Consider the following 19176-nt stretch of genomic DNA (forward strand, 5'->3'; position numbering starts at 1 on the left):
CAATTCCCGACGATTACGGGGATCGGGGGTTTCGTTGAGGAGTGGTTTAGATAAAATCAACGGTGATGATAGCCAGAACAATTATTTGGAATATTTATGAACCTGAAGGGAAAACGCAGAAAGCTGTTTCTGCTGCTGGCGGTAGTGGTGTTAGCAGGCGGATTCTGGTTATGGAAGGTACTGAACGCGCCGGTACCACAGTATCAAACGCTGATTGTTCGTCCGGGCGAGCTGCAACAAAACGTGCTGGCGACGGGGAAGCTGGATGCCCTGCGTAAGGTTGACGTGGGCGCGCAGGTCAGCGGTCAGCTTAAAACCCTGTCGGTTGAGATTGGCGATAAGGTTAAAAAAGGCCAGTTGCTGGGCGTGATCGATCCTGAGCAGGCGCAAAACCAGATCCGCGAGGTGGAAGCGACGCTGATGGAGTTGCGCGCGCAGCGCGCTCAGGCTCAGGCGGAGCGTAATCTCGCTCAGGTCACCCTGTCGCGCCAGCAGGCGCTGGCGAAAACGCAGGCCATCTCGAAACAGGATCTGGACACAGCCGCCACGGAGCTGGCGGTGAAGCAGGCGCAGATTGGCACCATCGATGCGCAAATCAAGCGGAATCAGGCCTCGCTGGATACGGCGAAAACCAACCTCGATTACACGCAAATCGTTGCGCCAATGGCCGGGGAAGTGACGCAGATAACCACCCTGCAAGGCCAGACGGTCATCGCCGCGCAGCAGGCGCCGAACATCCTGACCCTGGCGGATATGAGCACCATGCTGGTGAAAGCCCAGGTATCTGAAGCGGACGTCATTCACCTTAAGCCGGGGCAGAAAGCCTGGTTTACGGTGCTGGGCGATCCGCAAACCCGCTATGAAGGGGTGCTGAAAGATATCCTGCCGACGCCGGAGAAGGTCAACGACGCCATCTTCTACTATGCGCGTTTTGAGGTGCCTAACCCGCAGGGCGTGCTGCGTCTGGACATGACCGCTCAGGTGCATATCCAGCTGACCGGCGTGAAAAACGTGCTGACGGTTCCGCTCTCCGCGCTGGGCGAATCCGCCGGGGACAATCGCTACAAGGTGAAAGTGCTGCGCAACGGTGAAACCCGCGAGCGGGAAGTGGTGATTGGCGCACGTAACGACACCGACGTGGTGGTGGTTAAAGGGCTGGAAGAGGGTGAGGAAGTGGTCACCAGCGAAAGCCTGCCTGGAGCCGCGCAATGACGGCGCTGCTTGAGCTGAATGACATTCGTCGCAGCTATCCGTCCGGCGACGGGCCGGTGGAGGTGCTGAAAGGCATCTCCCTGCGCGTTGAAGCCGGTGAAATGGTGGCGATTGTCGGGGCATCGGGCTCGGGTAAATCAACGCTGATGAACATTCTCGGCTGTCTGGATAAGCCTACCAGCGGCACCTATCGCGTGGCCGGGACGGATGTTTCCACCCTGGACGGCGACGCGCTGGCGAAGCTGCGTCGCGAGCATTTTGGCTTTATCTTCCAGCGTTACCATCTGCTTTCACACCTGAGCGCGGCGCAGAATGTGGAAGTGCCAGCGGTGTATGCGGGCGTCGAGCGCAAAAAACGTCTCGAACGCGCGAAGGCGCTGTTAACGCGTCTTGGGCTGGCGGAGCGTGTTGATTATCAGCCTTCGCAGCTTTCCGGCGGTCAGCAGCAACGCGTGAGTATTGCCCGCGCGCTGATGAACGGTGGGCAGGTGATCCTCGCCGATGAGCCAACCGGTGCGCTCGACAGCCATTCCGGTGAAGAGGTGATGGCGATCCTGCATCAGCTTCGCGATCAGGGGCATACGGTGATTATCGTCACCCACGATCCGCAGGTGGCAGCGCAGGCGGAACGCATTATCGAGATCCACGACGGCGAGCTGGTCAGCAACCCGCTGCCACGTCAGTCCAGAGCGGCGGCGCCGAAAGAGCCGCTGCCGGCCGCAACCGGCTGGGGCCAGTTTTCCAGCGGTTTCCGCGAGGCGCTGACCATGGCCTGGCTGGCGATGGCGGCCAACAAAATGCGCACTCTGCTGACCATGCTTGGCATCATTATTGGTATTGCCTCAGTGGTGTCGATTGTGGTGGTGGGCGATGCGGCGAAACAGCTGGTGCTGGCAGATATTCGCGCCATCGGGACTAACACCATCGACGTTTACCCCGGCAAAGATTTTGGCGACGACGAGCCGCAGTATCAGCAGGCGCTGAAGTATGACGATCTGGCGGCTATTCAGAAGCAGCCGTGGGTGAACTCCGCCACGCCTGCCGTCTCGCAAAACCTGCGTCTGCGCTACGGCAACATCGACGTGGCGGCCAGCGCTAACGGCGTCAGCGGAGATTACTTCAACGTCTACGGCATGACCTTCAGCGAAGGGGCGACCTTCAACGCTGAACAGCTGGCGGGCAGGGCGCAGGTGGTGGTGTTAGACGCTAACTCCCGCAGGCAGCTGTTCCCGAATAAGACCAATGTGGTGGGGGAAGTGATCCTCGTAGGCAACATGCCAGCGACGGTGATCGGCGTGGCGGAAGAGAAGCAGTCGATGTTCGGCAGCAGTAAAATCCTGCGCGTCTGGCTGCCGTACACCACCATTTCCGGGCGCATCATGGGGCAGTCATGGCTTAACTCTATTACCGTTCGAGTGAAGGAGGGCTACGACAGCGGGCTGGCGGAACAGCAGCTGGAGCGGCTGTTAACCCTGCGCCACGGGAAAAAGGATTTCTTCACCTGGAATATGGATGGCCTCTTGAAAACGGCGGAAAAGACCACACGTACTCTTCAGCTGTTCCTGACGCTGGTGGCGGTGATTTCGCTGGTCGTCGGCGGGATAGGGGTGATGAACATTATGCTGGTGTCGGTGACCGAACGTACGCGGGAGATCGGCATCCGCATGGCGGTCGGAGCCAGAGCCAGCGACGTGCTGCAGCAATTTTTGATTGAAGCGGTGCTGGTGTGTCTGGTGGGCGGTGCGATGGGGATTGCGCTCTCGATGATGATCGCCTTTGCGCTCCAGCTCTTCTTACCGGGCTGGGAGATTGGCTTCTCGCCGATGGCGATCCTGACGGCGTTTTTATGTTCCACCTTCACCGGTATTCTGTTCGGCTGGCTACCGGCGCGAAACGCGGCGCGGCTGGATCCGGTGGATGCGCTGGCGCGCGAATAACCCGAAAATAAAAATGCCAGCCGATCGGGCTGGCATTTTGCCTGCAGGGTGTACACAATGAATCAGAGAGCTATGCAACCGCTTCTGCTTCAACGGGGACGATCAGACTGGCATGATTGCCTTTTGGCCCCTGGTGTACATCGAACCGGACGGACTGCCCGGCTTTGAGCGTCCTGTAACCATCCATCTGAATGGTGGAATAGTGAGCGAAGATATCCTCGCCGCCGCCTTCGGGGCAAATGAAGCCAAACCCCTTGGCGTTGTTGAACCACTTAACAGTACCCATTTCCATGCTTCGACATCCTTCGTAAATCTTATAAATTAAGATGGAATGAACCGGTGGTGGAGTGGGGGCTGTTCAAAACCTCGCCAACTCACGCTTGTACAATTTAGAGAAACGGAAGAAGCCGTCAAGCGTTTGGCGCTGGAGTTGGGACAATAATCAACCAAAATTTGAGGCAGTTAACGCTATTGCAACAGTTTGTGACAGACATCGCGGATGACAGTAATAGATGATTGTTATCTAACATCTGAGGTAGATTCAAAGTGGTTATGCATAATGGGTAAGACCAACGATTGGCTGGATTTTGACCAGCTGGCGGAAGATAAAGTGCGCGACGCGCTAAAACCGCCATCTATGTATAAAGTTATGTTAATGAACGATGATTACACGCCGATGGAATTTGTTATTGACGTGCTACAAAAGTTCTTTTCTTATGATGTTGAACGTGCAACGCAACTGATGCTTACCGTTCATTATCGTGGCAAAGCGATCTGCGGCATCTTTACTGCCGAAGTTGCGGAAACCAAAGTAGCGATGGTGAACGACTATGCAAGGGAGAACGAGCATCCGTTGCTGTGTACGCTGGAAAAGGCCTGATAAGGCATAAAATTGGGGGAGGTGCCTATGCTCAATCAAGAACTGGAACTCAGTTTAAACATGGCTTTCGCCAGAGCGCGTGAGCACCGACATGAGTTTATGACCGTCGAGCATTTGCTGCTCGCACTGCTTAGCAACCCATCTGCCCGCGAAGCGCTGGAAGCCTGCTCCGTGGATCTGGTGGCGCTACGTCAGGAACTCGAAGCCTTCATCGAACAAACCACACCGGTGCTGCCAGCCAGTGAAGAAGAGCGCGACACACAGCCGACGCTCAGCTTCCAGCGCGTGCTGCAGCGCGCGGTTTTCCACGTCCAGTCTTCCGGACGTAGCGAAGTGACGGGCGCCAATGTGCTGGTCGCCATCTTCAGTGAGCAGGAGTCCCAGGCGGCCTACCTGCTGCGTAAACACGAAGTCAGCCGGCTCGACGTGGTCAACTTCATCTCTCACGGAACGCGAAAAGACGAGCCTAACCAGGCATCGGATCCCAGCGGACAGATCAACAGCAATGAAGAGCAAGCAGGCGGGGAGGATCGTATGGAAAACTTCACCACCAACCTTAACCAGCTTGCTCGCGTTGGCGGTATCGACCCGCTGATTGGCCGCGACAAAGAGCTGGAGCGTGCCATCCAGGTGCTGTGCCGTCGCCGTAAGAACAACCCGCTGCTGGTGGGGGAATCTGGCGTGGGTAAAACCGCGATTGCCGAAGGTCTGGCCTGGCGCATTGTGCAGGGCGACGTGCCGGAAGTGATTGCCGACTGCACCATCTACTCGCTGGATATTGGCTCGCTGCTGGCGGGCACCAAATACCGCGGTGATTTTGAAAAACGTTTCAAAGCGCTGTTAAAACAGCTGGAGCAGGACACTAACAGCATCCTGTTTATCGATGAGATCCACACCATCATCGGCGCAGGCGCGGCTTCCGGTGGTCAGGTAGATGCCGCCAACCTGATCAAACCGCTGCTCTCCAGCGGCAAGATCCGCGTGATGGGCTCTACGACGTACCAGGAGTTCAGCAACATCTTTGAGAAGGATCGTGCGCTGGCGCGTCGTTTCCAGAAAATCGACGTTACCGAGCCGTCGGTTGACGAAACGGTGCAGATCATCAACGGTCTGAAAACCAAGTACGAAGCGCACCACGACGTGCGTTACACCGCGAAAGCGGTGCGTGCGGCGGTGGAGCTGGCGGTGAAATACATTAACGATCGTCATCTGCCGGATAAAGCGATCGACGTGATTGATGAAGCGGGTGCGCGTGCGCGCCTGATGCCAGCGAGCAAGCGTAAGAAAACCGTGAACGTAGCGGATATCGAGTCCGTGGTGGCCCGTATCGCACGTATCCCTGAGAAGAGCGTCTCTCAGAGCGACCGTGATACGCTGCGCACCCTCGGCAATCGCCTGAAAATGCTGGTCTTTGGTCAGGATAAAGCTATTGAGGCCTTAACCGAAGCGATTAAGATGGCCCGTGCTGGCCTGGGGCATGACCACAAGCCTGTCGGTTCCTTCCTGTTCGCCGGCCCGACCGGTGTGGGTAAAACCGAGGTAACGGTGCAGCTCTCCAAAGCGCTGGGCATTGAGCTGTTGCGCTTTGATATGTCCGAGTATATGGAGCGTCACACCGTCAGCCGTTTGATTGGTGCGCCTCCGGGCTACGTGGGCTTTGACCAGGGCGGCCTGCTCACCGACGCGGTGATCAAGCATCCGCACGCGGTACTGCTTCTTGATGAAATTGAGAAAGCGCACCCGGACGTGTTCAACATCCTGTTGCAGGTGATGGACAACGGGACGCTGACCGATAACAACGGGCGCAAGGCCGATTTCCGCAACGTGGTGCTGGTGATGACCACCAACGCCGGGGTGCGTGAAACCGAGCGCAAATCCATCGGCCTGATCCATCAGGATAACAGCACCGATGCGATGGAGGAGATCAAGAAGATCTTCACGCCGGAGTTCCGTAACCGTCTGGACAACATTATCTGGTTCGATCACCTGTCTACCGAGGTGATCCATCAGGTGGTGGATAAGTTCATCGTCGAGCTGCAGGTTCAGCTGGATCAGAAAGGCGTGTCGCTGGAAGTGAGCCAGGAGGCCCGCAACTGGCTGGCCGAGAAAGGCTACGACCGTGCGATGGGTGCCCGTCCGATGGCGCGCGTGATTCAGGACAACCTGAAGAAACCGCTGGCGAACGAACTGCTGTTTGGATCGCTGGTTGACGGCGGCCAGGTGACCGTGGCGCTGGATCAGGCGAAGAACGAGCTGACGTATGATTTCCAGAGCGCGGCGAAGCACAAGCCGGAAGCGGCTCACTGATTTCTTACGTAGGTCTGAAAACCGGGCAATAGCCCGGTTTTTTTATGCCTGCCTTTCTCCCTCTGCCTGTGGGCTGTTTGCAGTGAACAGTCCCCTCGCCCCATTGGGGCTGAGGGATCCCCAGTAATTTTTTTATGCAGAAGCAATAAAGTTGCTTTCTAAATGACTGAGGGCTGTCAGCGATGCCCTGGTCCGGCTGTAAATCGCTGAGGCGTTTGCCTTCCGGCCGGGGCGAGGCGCAGGGATGCGCCGAGAGGGCGGCTTTACAGGGACGTTGCCTCCGCCCGTACCCGATAAGCCGGAAGGAATAAGCCGAGGTCACCGCGAAGCGGCGATTTACCGCCGGGAGCCCGGGTCGCCAGGGTGGTGGCGACTGAGCCACCCTGGCACGTTCACCGGTCATGTCGTTACAGAGTAGCAAGGAACATAAAGTGAACGGAATGACCACCACCGCCGTATGTTCCCCTCACCCTAACCCTCTCCCCGGAGGGGCGAGGGGATTGCTCAGTGCTCGCATTAATTTGTGGGGAACCCTCAGCCTTTGGGGAGAGGGTTAGGGTGAGGGGAACAGGCCGCAGTGAAATTTTGCGAGGCGCTTTCCAGTTTCGTTCGAAGTTGGTTGCTGGATAAATTCACAGTAATAAAATGGCAGCGCACCTGCAAAATCAGGTGCCGGGATTGGCGTCCTGAAAGTGTGTGAGCAGCAGTAATGCTGAAGGCTTCGTTCGCCCTAAGGAAAGGGGTATAATTCTGCATCTGGCGGGCGAATCGGAAGCTTCTCTTGAAGCGCCAGTAGCACACACACTGGTACGCCAATTCCTTTTCGTCCGCCGCCAGCGAATTGGCGTTTCCTGCGGTGGTAAATTCAAAGTGTGTGAAGGAATTACCCAATGAATACAGAAAACAATTTGGCCCATTTATATAGCGAACTTTCCCTCAACCCCGATCTCCCAACTCTTGCCGAACGCTGTAACCTGCTCACTGAAATCCTGCTCGACTGTCATTCGCTCCCACAAACGCAGCCCGTTTGCCGCTGTCTCGGAGCTTATCTGGAAGAGGTAAAATCCGGCCTCACAGAATCCATGCGTGATTTTCAGGTGGTGGAATTTGAGGACGAAGCGGAACAGCCGCGACAAAAAGAGTGGTTGCTGGAAGATACAGAAACGAAATGTGACTACTGCCGGGCGTTAAACCACGTGCTGCTGGTTTCGCATTTTGACCGCGATATGTTGCCGCACCTGACGGGACTGTTGCATGACATTACCCACGCGATAGCTGAAGATTTAATCGTACCCATGAACCCGTGCATGACAATACATCTGCCGACACAGCCACACTAAGGCCATAAATAAAAAAGGCCGGGATTGTCCCGACCTTTTAAATATTCATCTGCCATTACAGGCGAAAACAATTAGCGACTACGGAAGACAATGCGGCCTTTGCTCAGGTCGTACGGGGTCAGTTCAACAGTCACTTTGTCGCCCGTCAAAATGCGGATATAGTTTTTGCGCATTTTACCGGAGATGTGCGCAGTTACCACGTGACCGTTTTCCAGTTCTACGCGAAACATGGTATTAGGCAACGTATCAAGTACGGTACCCTGCATTTCAATATTGTCTTCTTTGGCCATCTAATCCTCTGGGGTATCACTACCAAGTTTTGAACCGGCAAGATAATGCCGAAATTCATCAATTAAGTAAAGAATTGCGCGTTTAAAACGCAGCAAAACAATTTCAGCGTATTGCCCAAGCGTCACGGTACAACCGAACGGAAAGCGCATTCGTAAAGGGGATACGACAGGATAAACGTCAGGACGTTATCTGAAGCGAGGGTCCCAAACGGCGGCGGGGCAACAGGCAGAAGCTACTCTGCGGCGTAATTATAACACCCTCATAAAAAATATGCGGAAAACATTTAGGCATTGGGCATAAAGAGCATTCTGGGAACCCAAAAATCGCGCGGAAGAGTCTCCAGTCGGCACTGTTCAAGGTGTTCGATATAGCGTCGGCGGGAAATTTCAACCGCGCCGAGCGAGGCGGTGTGCTCATTCAGCACCTGACAATCCATCAGTTGTCCGCCGCGTTGGGCAAATTCCTGGCTAAAAACCAGCAGCGCGGTTTTCGACGCATTCGTGGCGCGGGAGAACATCGACTCGCCGCAGAACAGCGTGCCCTGCGCCACCCCGTACATCCCCCCAACGAGGTCATCATCTTTCCATACTTCGATGGAGTGCGCGTAGCCCAGCTCATGAAGCTGGTGGTAGGCGATAATGATATCGCGGGTTATCCAGGTGCCTTCATGGCGATCTTCAGCGCAGCCTTCGATTACCTGCCCGAAGGCGTGATTGAGCGTGACGCGATAGGGCGAATTTGCGTGAAAACGTTTCATGCTGCGGCTCAGGTGAAACTGCCCGGGCCACAGCACGGCTCGCGGGTCCGGAGACCACCATAAAATCGGGTCGCCGGGAGAAAACCACGGGAAGATGCCGCGCTGGTAAGCCATTAAGAGACGCGCCGGGCTGAGATCGCCGCCCAAAGCCAGCAATCCGTTAGGTTCACGCAGCGCCCCCTCCGGAGAAGGGAACGCAATATTATGGCGAGAAAGCTGCACCAGGCGCATGACAACAGAACTCCAGTACGCGAGAGAGGACGCTACAAATATAGTCTACAGGCGCTGTTTAAACTGGTAGTAGCGACCCTGTTTTGCCAGCAGCTCTGCGTGATTACCTTGCTCAATTATGTGTCCGTTGTCCATCACAATTATTCGATCGAAACTCACCAGCCCGCGCAGGCGGTGAGTGACCATCAGCACGGTTTTGCCTTTCATCACCTTTGTCAGTAAATCAAGAATTTGACTCTCGGTTGTCGCATCCAGACCTTCTGTCGGTTCATCCAGCAACATCAGCGGCGCATCGTGCAGCAAGGCGCGCGCGATGGCCAGACGACGCAGTTCGCCGCCGGAAAGCTGTCGGCCCCCTTCACCCAGCCAGCTGTTCAACCCGTCGTCCTCAAGCAGCTTGTACAGCCCAACCTGTTCCAGCATCGCCCGCAGCGTATCGTCAGAGGCGTCCGGTGCCGCCAGAAGAAGATTATCGCGCAGCGTAGCGCTGAACAGGTGCACACGCTGGGGCACGACGCTGACCGTTTTACGCAAGGCCGCTTCGCTAAAATCAGACAGCGGAAGGTCGTTAAACCGAATCTCGCCCTGCTGCGGGTCCCAGGCGCGCGTGAGGAGTTGCAGAAGCGTCGATTTGCCACATCCCGTACGGCCAAGGATCGCAATGCGCTGCCCGGCATCAACAGAAAGGCTGATATCTTCCAGCGCGTTTTGCGCCTGCTTGTCGTAGGCGAAGGTGACGTTGCTGAGCGTCAGCGCGACCTGCTCCGGCACAGCGGTTTGACCCGCGCTGAACTTCACTTCCGGCTCCTGCTCTGCAATATCCGTAATACGCAGCGCAGAGGCAATCACCTGGCCGAGATGCTGAAAGGCGCCGGTGACCGGGGCTAAGGCTTCGAAGGCTGCCAGGGCACAGAAAACAAACAGCGCAATCAGCGGGCCAGGCTGCGGGTTACCGCCCACGCCACCGGAGGCCATCCAGAGCATGGCGATAACGGCAAACCCACCGATTAACATCATCAGCGCCTGAGAAAACGCGGTCAGTTCAGACTGGCGACGCTGGGCTTCATGCCAGTTCAGTTCCGTATTTTCCATACGGGTGCGGTAGCGCTTGCTGGCACCAAAAATGGTGAGCTCGGCCTGACCCTGCAACCAGGAGGTGAGCTGCTGGCGGTATTCCCCGCGCAAACGCGTCAGGTTTTCCCCGGTGGTTTTACCTGCACGATAAAACAGGGGCGGCAGAATAATCAGCGTCATCAGCATGATGCCGCCGAGCGTCAGTGCGATGGGAACATCCAGGAAACTCAACCCCAGCGTGACCACGACAATCACCACAAACGCGCCCACCATGGGCGAGATGACGCGCAGATAGAGGTGATCCAGCGTATCCACATCCGCAACTACGCGGTTAAGTAATTCGCCCTGCCGAAAACGTGCCAGCCCGGCAGGGGAGAGGGGCAGCAATTTGCTGAACGTATAAATACGCAGGTGTTGCAGCACGCGGAAGGTCGCGTCGTGGCTGACCAGGCGTTCGAAGTAGCGCCCGGCAGTTCGCGTAATCGCCGTGCCGCGCACCCCGGCGGCAGGCAGCATGTAGTTAAAGCTGTATAGCCCGGCAAAGCCTGCGGCCGCAGACGCGGAGAGGAACCAGCCAGAAAGCGTAAGCAGGCCGATGCTGGCGAGCAGAGTGATAATCGCCAGTACGATCCCGAGCGTCAGCATCCATTTGTGGCGTTTATACAAAGCAAGATAGGGAAGCAGGGCGCGCATCAGATATCCTCCTGACGGTTCGCCAGCAGGGTCGCAAAGGGCCCCTGCGCGGCAACAAGCGCGGCGTAATCGCCTTGCTCAACAATGTGTCCGTTTTCCATCACCCAGATCTGATCCCAGTCGGCAATACCTTCCAGCTGGTGGGTCACCATCAGGGTAGTTTGCTGGCGTGAGGCTGCGTTAAGCGCATCCATCACGCGCTGCTCGCTGTGAGCGTCCAGGCTGGCGGCGGGTTCGTCCAGCAGCATTAACGAACAGGGGTTCAGCAGCGCACGGGCAACCGCCACGCGCTGTGCCTGGCCCACTGACAGCCCGGCAGACTGATCGCCAATGACGGTATCGACACCCTGCGCAAGCAGCGGCAAAAACTCGCTGACCCAGGCGCGGTCGAGGACCGATTGCAGCTCATCGTCACGTGCATCCGGCCTTGCCAGCAGCACATTCTCGCGCAGCGTCGGGGCAGGCAGCTGAGGGTTTTGACCCACCCAGCTTAGCTGTTTACGCCAGGCATCAGGATCGAGCTCGCGCAGCTCCGTTTTGTTGATACGCAGCGATCCGGTGTACGCCATAAAACCTGACAGCGCATTCAACAATGAGCTTTTACCTGAGCCGCTGGTACCCACCAGCACCACACGTTGCCCGGCAGGCAGGGTAAAGTTCAGCGGGCCGGCCAGCACTTTGCCTTCAGGCGACAGAACAGAAAAATCCTGTGCTTCAATGGTCACCGGATCGTTCGTATTCAGCGTCACCTCACCACGCTCCGGATGCGCCAGCGGCGTTTCCATAAAGGTTTTCAGGCTATCGGCAGCACCCACCGCCTGCGCTTTGGCATGGTAAAAGGTGCCGAGATCGCGAAGCGGCTGGAAAAATTCCGGGGCCAGGATCAGCGCCAGGAACCCGGCGGAAAGCGTGACCGCCGTACCGTAGTGGCCAAAGTCCAGCGCGCCGAGGTAGGAGAAGCCAAAGTAAACCGCCACCAGCGCAATCGACAGGGAGGTAAAGAACTCGAGCACGCCGGAAGAAAGGAAGGCCATGCGCAACACTTCCATGGTGCGCTGACGAAAATCCTGCGACGCCAGGCGAATGTTTTCGGTTTCCGCTTCACCACGACCAAAGATCCGCAGGGTTTCCATTCCGCGCAGACGGTCCAGGAAATGACCGCTCAACCGACCCAGCGCAAGGAAGTTGCGACGGTTAGCATCTGCCGCACCCATGCCGACCATCGCCATAAACAGCGGGATGAGCGGGGCGGTCCCCATCAGGATCAGAGCCGCTACCCAGTTAACAGGGAAGATGGCGATAACAATCATCAGAGGCACAAACACTGCCAGCGTCATCTGTGGAAGATAACGCGCATAGTAATCGTGCATATCGTCGATTTGCTCAAGGATCAGCGTCGCCCAGCTACCGGCCGGTTTGCCCTGGATCCACGCAGGCCCGGCTTCCGAAAGCCGGTCGAGCACTTTGCGGCGGATCTCATAGCGGATGTGCTGGCCGGCATGGAACCCAACCCGTTCGCGCAGCCAGACCACCCACGCACGCAGGACGAAAACCAGCACCAGAACGATAAACGGCAGCAGCAGCGCTTCGCGCGGGATGCTCTCCATGATCATATGATTGAGAATGCGGGCCAGCAGCCATGCCTGGGCAACAATCAACAGACCGCTGATAAATCCCAGAACGCGGGAAATCATAAGCCAGCGGCGGGACAGAACGCTTTGCTGTTTCAGCCAGCGCGTTAACTCTTGTTGACGGGTTTTTTCCATTGCGTACTTTGCAGGTGACGTTATAAGAAATTAGACATCTGCATGTTACACGTGAGCAAAAATAAAGGCGACCAGTGGCCGCCTTTATTTACGTTTGTTACTGACTTGTAAAGATTATTTACCTTGTTCTGCCAGTCCGTCCAGATAGCGTTCTGCGTCCAGCGCGGCCATACAGCCGGTGCCCGCAGAGGTGATCGCCTGACGATAAATATGGTCCATCACGTCGCCAGCCGCGAAGACGCCTGGGATGCTGGTCTGCGTGGCATTGCCGTGAATGCCAGACTGCACTTTGATGTAGCCGTTCTCCAGCTCAAGTTGGCCTTCGAAAATGGCCGTGTTCGGGCTGTGACCGATTGCCACAAACAGGCCTGCCACCTCCAGCGTTTCGACGGTGTCGGTGTTCTGCGTATCACGAATTCGCAGACCCGCCACACCCATCTGATCGCCGGTCACTTCTTCCAGCGTACGGTTGGTATGCAGCACAATGTTGCCGCTCGCCACTTTATCCATCAGGCGTTTGATCAGGATCTTCTCGGCGCGGAAGGTGTCGCGACGGTGGATCAGGTGTACTTCTGAGGCGATGTTCGCCAGATACAACGCTTCTTCCACAGCGGTGTTGCCGCCGCCGATCACCGCAACTTTCTGGTTGCGATAGAAGAAACCGTCGCAGGTCGCGCAGGCTGATACGCCGCGCCCTTTGAATGCTTCTTCAGACGGCAGACCGAGATAACGGGCAGAGGCACCGGTAGCGATGATCAGCGCATCGCAGGTGTATTCACCGCTGTCGCCGGTCAGACGGAACGGACGGTTCTGCAAATCCACTTTATTAATGTGGTCGAACAGGATTTCGGTTTCGAATTTAGCAGCATGCTCGTGCATGCGCTCCATCAGCAGCGGCCCGGTCAGGTCGTTCGGGTCGCCCGGCCAGTTTTCCACTTCCGTGGTGGTGGTCAGCTGACCGCCTTTTTCCATCCCGGTAATCAGTACCGGTTGCAGGTTAGCGCGTGCAGCATAGACCGCTGCGGTATATCCCGCAGGTCCAGAACCAAGGATTAGCAGCTTACTGTGTTTGGTCGTGCCCATGAGATCCCCATTGTTGTTGGCAGGCAATGGGCTGGATTGTAGGGAATTTGTTGCCGTAAAAAAAGAGCACGACAGTTTTGCTTCCGATATATGCAATAGTCACGCCCTATGGATCAGACACGGTCATATCACGTCTGCTACTGAAAATCGCGCGTTTATAAGGCAATAAAATGATGATTAATACCCCCCCGTAATGAATATCCGGCATCTTGTACTAAAAATCGATGTTTTGCTTTGACAATCCCCTGCGCTTTTGCGAAAACATTCAAGGAAGAAAAAAAGACGCATGAACTGCATGCCGAATAGACATGCACGTAAATGCCATTTTTACCGGGTCAGTGAAATCTACGCATGGTGTGGACAGACGCCATACGTGATGTCTGTGACTGCTTTCGGGCAACGGTCTTCTTACCGCAGAACCCGAATCCACATCGCGTCTAATACATAACCAGGCGATGTGATGAATAACGGGTGCAGGCTCTGAACAGTGATGTGCACAGGGTCCAGGCAGGAGTAGGGAAGGAATACAGAGAGACAATAATAATGGTAGATAGCAAGAAGCGCCCTGGCAAAGATCTCGACCGTATCGATCGTAACATTCTTAATGAATTGCAAAAGGATGGGCGTATTTCCAACGTCGAGCTTTCAAAACGTGTGGGACTTTCCCCGACGCCGTGCCTTGAGCGTGTGCGTCGACTGGAAAGACAGGGTTTTATTCAGGGCTATACGGCTCTGCTAAACCCGCATTATCTGGATGCCTCACTTCTGGTATTTGTTGAGATTACTCTGAATCGTGGTGCGCCGGATGTGTTTGAGCAATTTAACGCCGCTGTACAAAAACTTGAAGAAATTCAAGAGTGTCATCTGGTTTCCGGTGATTTTGACTACCTGTTAAAAACCCGTGTGCCTGATATGTCCGCCTACCGTAAGCTGCTGGGTGAAACCCTGCTGCGTCTGCCAGGCGTGAACGACACCCGTACTTATGTGGTGATGGAAGAGGTCAAACAGAGCAATCGTCTGGTTATTAAGACGCGCTAACACGGAACAGGTGCAAAATCAGTGTAGTTTGATTACACTCCTGTTAATCCATACAGCAACAGTGCCGGGGATACCCGGCGCTGTTGTCCGTTTTAGCACACAGGCAGGACATGCCTGATACCTGGAGAGCCTTTCTTGAGCCAGGAATACACTGAAGACAAAGAAGTCACATTATCTAAGCTAAGCAGCGGACGTCGTCTCCTCGAGGCGTTACTGATTGTTATTGCCCTTTTTGCCGTCTGGCTGATGGCCGCCTTACTCAGTTTCAACCCCTCAGATCCCAGCTGGTCGCAAACCGCATGGCATGAGCCTATTCATAACTTAGGTGGCGTTCCCGGTGCCTGGCTTGCGGACACGCTCTTTTTCATTTTCGGAGTGATGGCTTATACCCTTCCCGTCATCATTATTGGCGGATGCTGGTTTGCCTGGCGTCATCGACAGAACGACGACTACATCGATTATTTTGCCGTTTCGCTGCGCCTGATTGGCGCCCTGGCGCTGATCCTCACCTCCTGTGGGCTGGCGGCGATCAACGCCGATGATATCTGGTACTTCGCCTCCGGCGGGGTGATCGGCAGCCTGTTGAGCTCCGCGCTGCAACCGATGCTTCATAGCAGCGGCGGCACGCTGGCGCTGCTCTGTATCTGGGCGGCGGGCCTGACGCTGTTTACCGGCTGGTCCTGGGTGAGCATTGCTGAGAAGATCGGCAGCTTTATTCTGACGCTGCTGACGTTCGCCAGCAACCGTACCCGTCGTGACGATACGTGGGTCGATGAAGACGAGTATGAAGATGAGTATGAAGAGGAAGACGAGGCGCCTGTACAGCGGCGTGAATCTCGCCGCGCGCGTATTCTGCGCGGTGCTCTGGCGCGCCGCCAGCGCGTCGCTGAAAAATTTGCTAACCCGTTAGGCCGTAAAACGGATGCCGCGCTGTTCTCCGGCAAACGTATGGATGAAGACGAGCAGATTGAGTATCGCGGTGCGGCCGTCGACCCTGATGACGTACTGTTCTCTGGCCATCGAGCCACGCCGGGAGAGTATGACGAATACGATCCGCTGCTGAATGGCCACTCCGTGACTGAACCGGTAGCCGCTGCTGCTGCCGCAACGACGGCTGCGCAGGCCCATGTTGCGCCTGTTGAAGCCGTGATGCCGTCCTCGCCTGTTCCGGCGCCGGAGTCCGCGATCCAGCAACCGCAGGTAGACTGGCAGACTGCGCCAGGCGTCCATACGCCTGAACCGACCATTGCGCCTGAGCCTGAAAGTTATATTCCTGTGCAGCAGGAACAGTGGCAGCAACCGTATCAGCCGCCTGAACCTGCCAGCGTGCCGCAACAACCGTATCAGGCTTATACGCCCGAACCCGCTGTACCTGAACAGCCATACGTTGCACCGGTGTCTGAACCCGAAGTGGTGGAGGAAGCGAAGCCATCCCGTCCGCCATTATACTATTTTGAAGAAGTGGAAGAGCGCCGCGCCCGTGAGCGCGAGCAGCTTGCCGCCTGGTATCAGCCCGTGCCCGAGCCGGTGCAGGAGCCTGTTGCAAAAGCGCCTTCGGTCAGCGTTCCACCTGTAGAACCTACGCCAGCCGTTGCGTCGGGTGCAGAAGCCGTGAAGCAGGCAACGGCAGCCGCTGCCGCGTCCGCTCCGCTATTCAGCCCGGCAGCCGACAGCGCCCCGCGTCCTCAGGTGAAAGAGGGCATTGGTCCACAGCTGCCGCGCCCTAACCGCGTGCGCGTACCGACTCGCCGGGAGCTGGCCTCTTATGGCATTAAATTGCCTTCCCAGCGTATGGCGGAAGAAAAAGCCCGTGAGTCCGACTACGAAGATGATGCCGACGAACTGCATCAGGATGAGCTGGCGCGTCAGTTTGCTGCCCAGCAGAATCAGCGTTACGGCGAAGAGTATCAGCATGACGTGCCTTCACAGCATCACGTGCCTTCACAGCAGGACGACGATGATGCGGCCGAAGCGGAGCTGGCGCGCCAGTTTGCAGCAACGCAGCAGCAGCGTTATTCCGGTGAGCAACCTTCGGGGGCAAACCCGTTCTCGCTGTCGGATTTCGAATTCTCACCAATGAAAGATCTGGTGGATGATGGCCCAAGCGAACCGCTGTTCACGCCGAGCGTAATGCCGGAAGCGGAGCCGGTGCGTCAGCCGCCTGCACCACAGGCTTATGTGCAGCCGCAACAGCCGGCGCCGCAGGCGTATGCGCAGCCGCAGATACCTTCTCAACCGCCTCAGCCACAGTTCCAGCAGCCAGCACCACAGCCGCAGGAGAGCCTGATTCACCCGCTGCTGATGCGTAACGGAGACAGCCGACCGCTGCAACGACCAAGTACGCCGCTACCGTCGCTGGATCTGTTAACGCCACCGCCAGCGGAAGTCGAGCCGGTGGATACCTTTGCCCTTGAGCAGATGGCCCGTCTGGTGGAAGCGCGTCTGGCTGACTTCCGCATTAAAGCGGACGTGGTGAACTACTCACCGGGCCCGGTGATCACCCGTTTCGAACTGAACCTGGCACCGGGCGTAAAAGCGGCGCGTATTTCTAACCTCTCCCGCGACCTGGCGCGTTCTCTGTCCACCGTGGCGGTACGCGTGGTGGAAGTGATCCCAGGCAAGCCTTACGTTGGCCTTGAGCTGCCAAACAAGAAACGCCAGACCGTTTATCTGCGTGAAGTTCTGGATAACACCAAATTCCGCGACAACCCGTCCCCGCTGACCGTGGTGCTGGGTAAAGATATCGCCGGCGATCCGGTGGTTGCCGATCTCGCGAAGATGCCGCACCTGCTGGTTGCGGGTACTACCGGCTCCGGTAAATCGGTCGGGGTGAACGCCATGATCCTCAGTATGCTCTACAAAGCGCAGCCTGAAGACGTGCGTTTCATCATGATCGACCCAAAAATGCTCGAACTGTCCGTCTACGAAGGCATTCCGCATCTGTTAACGGAAGTGGTTACCGATATGAAGGACGCTGCCAACGCATTACGCTGGAGCGTCAATGAAATGGAGCGTCGCTACAAGCTGATGTCGGCGCTGGGCGTGCGTAACCTGGCCGGTTATAACGAGAAAATCGCCGAGGCGGCGCGTATGGGCCGTCCGATTCCGGACCCATACTGGAAGCCGGGTGACAGCATGGATGCCCAGCATCCGGTGCTGGAAAAACTGCCTTACATCGTGGTGCTGGTGGATGAATTTGCCGACCTGATGATGACCGTTGGCAAGAAAGTGGAAGAGCTGATTGCGCGTCTGGCACAGAAAGCGCGTGCGGCGGGCATCCACCTGGTACTGGCAACGCAGCGTCCGTCCGTGGATGTAATCACCGGTCTTATTAAGGCAAACATCCCGACCCGTATCGCGTTTACCGTGTCGAGTAAAATTGACTCCCGTACTATCCTTGACCAGGGCGGAGCAGAGTCGCTGCTGGGGATGGGTGATATGCTCTATTCCGGGCCGAACTCCACCTCGCCGGTGCGTGTTCACGGTGCGTTTGTTCGCGACCAGGAAGTGCACGCGGTTGTGCAAGACTGGAAAGCGCGCGGGCGACCGCAATATGTTGACGGCATCACCTCTGACAGCGAAAACGAAGGTGGCGGCGGTGGTTTTGACGGCGGCGAAGAGCTGGATCCGTTATTCGACCAGGCGGTTAATTTCGTCACCGAGAAACGCAAAGCGTCCATCTCCGGCGTGCAGCGCCAGTTCCGTATCGGTTACAACCGCGCGGCGCGTATCATTGAGCAGATGGAAGCCCAGGGCATCGTGAGCGAACAGGGGCACAACGGTAACCGTGAGGTGCTGGCGCCACCGCCTTTTGAGTAATCTTCAGCGATTGCAAAGAAGGGTAAATCAGCAAAAATTAAGCATATTCTTCTGTCGCCTGCCTTCGGGCAGGTACAGAATAGAAACGGAACCCCCATATCGGGAAGACGTATTTTAAGGAATAACAATGAAAAAAATCGCCATCGCCTGTGCATTACTCTCCAGTTTTGTTGCCAGCAGCGTCTGGGCTGATGCAGCCAGCGACCTTAAAAGCCGACTGGATAAAGTGAGCAGTTTCCACGCCAGCTTCACGCAAAAAGTGACTGACGGCAGCGGCAACGCGGTGCAGGAAGGCCAGGGAGATTTGTGGGTAAAACGCCCAAATCTGTTCAACTGGCACATGACCCAGCCGGATGAAAGCGTTCTGGTGTCTGACGGTAAAACCCTGTGGTTCTACAATCCGTTTGTTGAGCAGGCGACCGCCACCTGGCTCAAAGACGCGACCAGCAATACGCCGTTTATGCTCATTGCCCGTAACCAGTCCAGCGACTGGCAGCAGTACAACATCAAACAAAACGGTGATGAGTTCGTCCTGACGCCAAAAGGCAGCAACGGTAATCTGAAGCAGTTCACCATTAACGTGAGCAGCAACGGTACCATCAATCAGTTCGGCGCGGTTGAGCAGGACGATCAGCGCAGCAGCTATCAGTTGAAGTCTCAGCAAAACGGCGCCATTGATGCATCGAAATTCACCTTTACCCCGCCGCAGGGCGTAACGGTGGACGACCAACGCAATAAGTAAGAGGCA

At 56.5% G+C, this 19176-nt stretch carries 14 protein-coding genes; 8 read left to right on the top strand and 6 right to left on the bottom strand.

Going from position 1 to position 19176, the window contains the following annotated elements; translation table 11 throughout:
• Positions 1 to 96 precede the first annotated feature (96 nt).
• Both macA and macB read left to right on the top strand, forming a co-directional pair.
• The gene (macA, locus tag L2Y28_RS07200) at positions 97 to 1212 is read left to right on the top strand and encodes a macrolide transporter subunit MacA (RefSeq protein WP_022647609.1); all 1116 of its coding nucleotides are present in this window, start codon (positions 97 to 99) and stop codon (positions 1210 to 1212) included.
• Entirely contained in the window at positions 1209 to 3149 is a 1941-nt protein-coding gene (gene macB / locus L2Y28_RS07205; protein WP_022647610.1) for a macrolide ABC transporter ATP-binding protein/permease MacB, read from the top strand. The genes macA and macB overlap by 4 nt, the downstream gene beginning before the upstream one ends.
• Before the next feature lie 70 nt (positions 3150 to 3219).
• Here the strand turns inward: macB and cspD are convergent, their stop codons facing one another.
• On the bottom strand, positions 3220 to 3441 hold the full coding sequence (gene cspD, locus L2Y28_RS07210) for a cold shock-like protein CspD (protein ID WP_006174390.1): 222 nt from the start codon (positions 3439 to 3441) through the stop codon (positions 3220 to 3222).
• A gap of 267 nt (positions 3442 to 3708) precedes the next feature.
• Here cspD and clpS point away from each other — a divergent pair, with 267 nt between their 5' ends.
• The 3 genes from clpS to L2Y28_RS07225 all read left to right on the top strand — a co-directional run bounded on the left by clpS (position 3709) and on the right by L2Y28_RS07225 (position 7676).
• Positions 3709 to 4029, top strand: coding sequence for an ATP-dependent Clp protease adapter ClpS (gene clpS, locus L2Y28_RS07215; protein WP_006174393.1), 321 nt, complete (start codon positions 3709 to 3711; stop codon positions 4027 to 4029).
• 27 nt (positions 4030 to 4056) lie between these two features.
• A complete protein-coding gene (gene clpA, locus L2Y28_RS07220) occupies positions 4057 to 6336 on the top strand; it encodes an ATP-dependent Clp protease ATP-binding subunit ClpA (protein ID WP_022647611.1) in 2280 nt (759 codons plus the stop codon).
• Between the two features lie 890 nt (positions 6337 to 7226).
• Positions 7227 to 7676 carry a hypothetical protein gene (locus L2Y28_RS07225; protein WP_022647612.1) on the top strand — a complete coding sequence of 150 codons (450 nt, stop codon included), beginning with the start codon at positions 7227 to 7229 and terminating at the stop codon, positions 7674 to 7676.
• A gap of 71 nt (positions 7677 to 7747) precedes the next feature.
• Here the strand turns inward: L2Y28_RS07225 and infA are convergent, their stop codons facing one another.
• The 5 genes from infA to trxB all read right to left on the bottom strand — a co-directional run bounded on the left by infA (position 7748) and on the right by trxB (position 13571).
• The gene (infA, locus tag L2Y28_RS07230; RefSeq protein ID WP_002211347.1) at positions 7748 to 7966 is read right to left on the bottom strand and encodes a translation initiation factor IF-1; all 219 of its coding nucleotides are present in this window, start codon (positions 7964 to 7966) and stop codon (positions 7748 to 7750) included.
• Positions 7967 to 8250: 284 nt separating this feature from the next.
• A complete protein-coding gene (aat, locus tag L2Y28_RS07235; protein WP_022647613.1) occupies positions 8251 to 8955 on the bottom strand; it encodes a leucyl/phenylalanyl-tRNA--protein transferase in 705 nt (234 codons plus the stop codon).
• Positions 8956 to 9000: 45 nt separating this feature from the next.
• The gene (gene cydC / locus L2Y28_RS07240; RefSeq protein WP_022647614.1) at positions 9001 to 10722 is read right to left on the bottom strand and encodes a cysteine/glutathione ABC transporter ATP-binding protein/permease CydC; all 1722 of its coding nucleotides are present in this window, start codon (positions 10720 to 10722) and stop codon (positions 9001 to 9003) included.
• Positions 10722 to 12488 (bottom strand): cysteine/glutathione ABC transporter permease/ATP-binding protein CydD, encoded by a 1767-nt coding sequence (gene cydD, locus L2Y28_RS07245; protein ID WP_022647615.1) that lies wholly within the window; start codon positions 12486 to 12488, stop codon positions 10722 to 10724. Before cydD ends, cydC begins: the two co-directional genes overlap by 1 nt.
• A gap of 114 nt (positions 12489 to 12602) precedes the next feature.
• On the bottom strand, positions 12603 to 13571 hold the full coding sequence (gene trxB / locus L2Y28_RS07250) for a thioredoxin-disulfide reductase (protein WP_022647616.1): 969 nt from the start codon (positions 13569 to 13571) through the stop codon (positions 12603 to 12605).
• Positions 13572 to 14114: 543 nt separating this feature from the next.
• Between trxB and lrp the strand changes: the two genes are divergently transcribed.
• From lrp to lolA, 3 genes are all read left to right on the top strand, one after another.
• Complete coding sequence (gene lrp, locus L2Y28_RS07255; RefSeq protein WP_000228469.1) at positions 14115 to 14609, top strand: leucine-responsive transcriptional regulator Lrp; 495 nt, start codon at positions 14115 to 14117, stop codon at positions 14607 to 14609.
• 135 nt (positions 14610 to 14744) lie between these two features.
• Positions 14745 to 18428: a DNA translocase FtsK 4TM domain-containing protein gene (locus L2Y28_RS07260; RefSeq protein ID WP_022647617.1), complete on the top strand. Its 3684-nt coding sequence runs from the start codon at positions 14745 to 14747 to the stop codon at positions 18426 to 18428.
• 127 nt (positions 18429 to 18555) lie between these two features.
• Positions 18556 to 19170, top strand: a complete 615-nt coding sequence (lolA, locus tag L2Y28_RS07265) for an outer membrane lipoprotein chaperone LolA (protein ID WP_022647618.1) — start codon at positions 18556 to 18558, stop codon at positions 19168 to 19170.
• The last annotated feature ends 6 nt before the right edge of the window (positions 19171 to 19176 follow it).

It is taken from the genome of Enterobacter sp. JH25 (genome assembly GCF_021725435.1).
GTDB lineage: Bacteria > Pseudomonadota > Gammaproteobacteria > Enterobacterales > Enterobacteriaceae > Enterobacter > Enterobacter intestinihominis.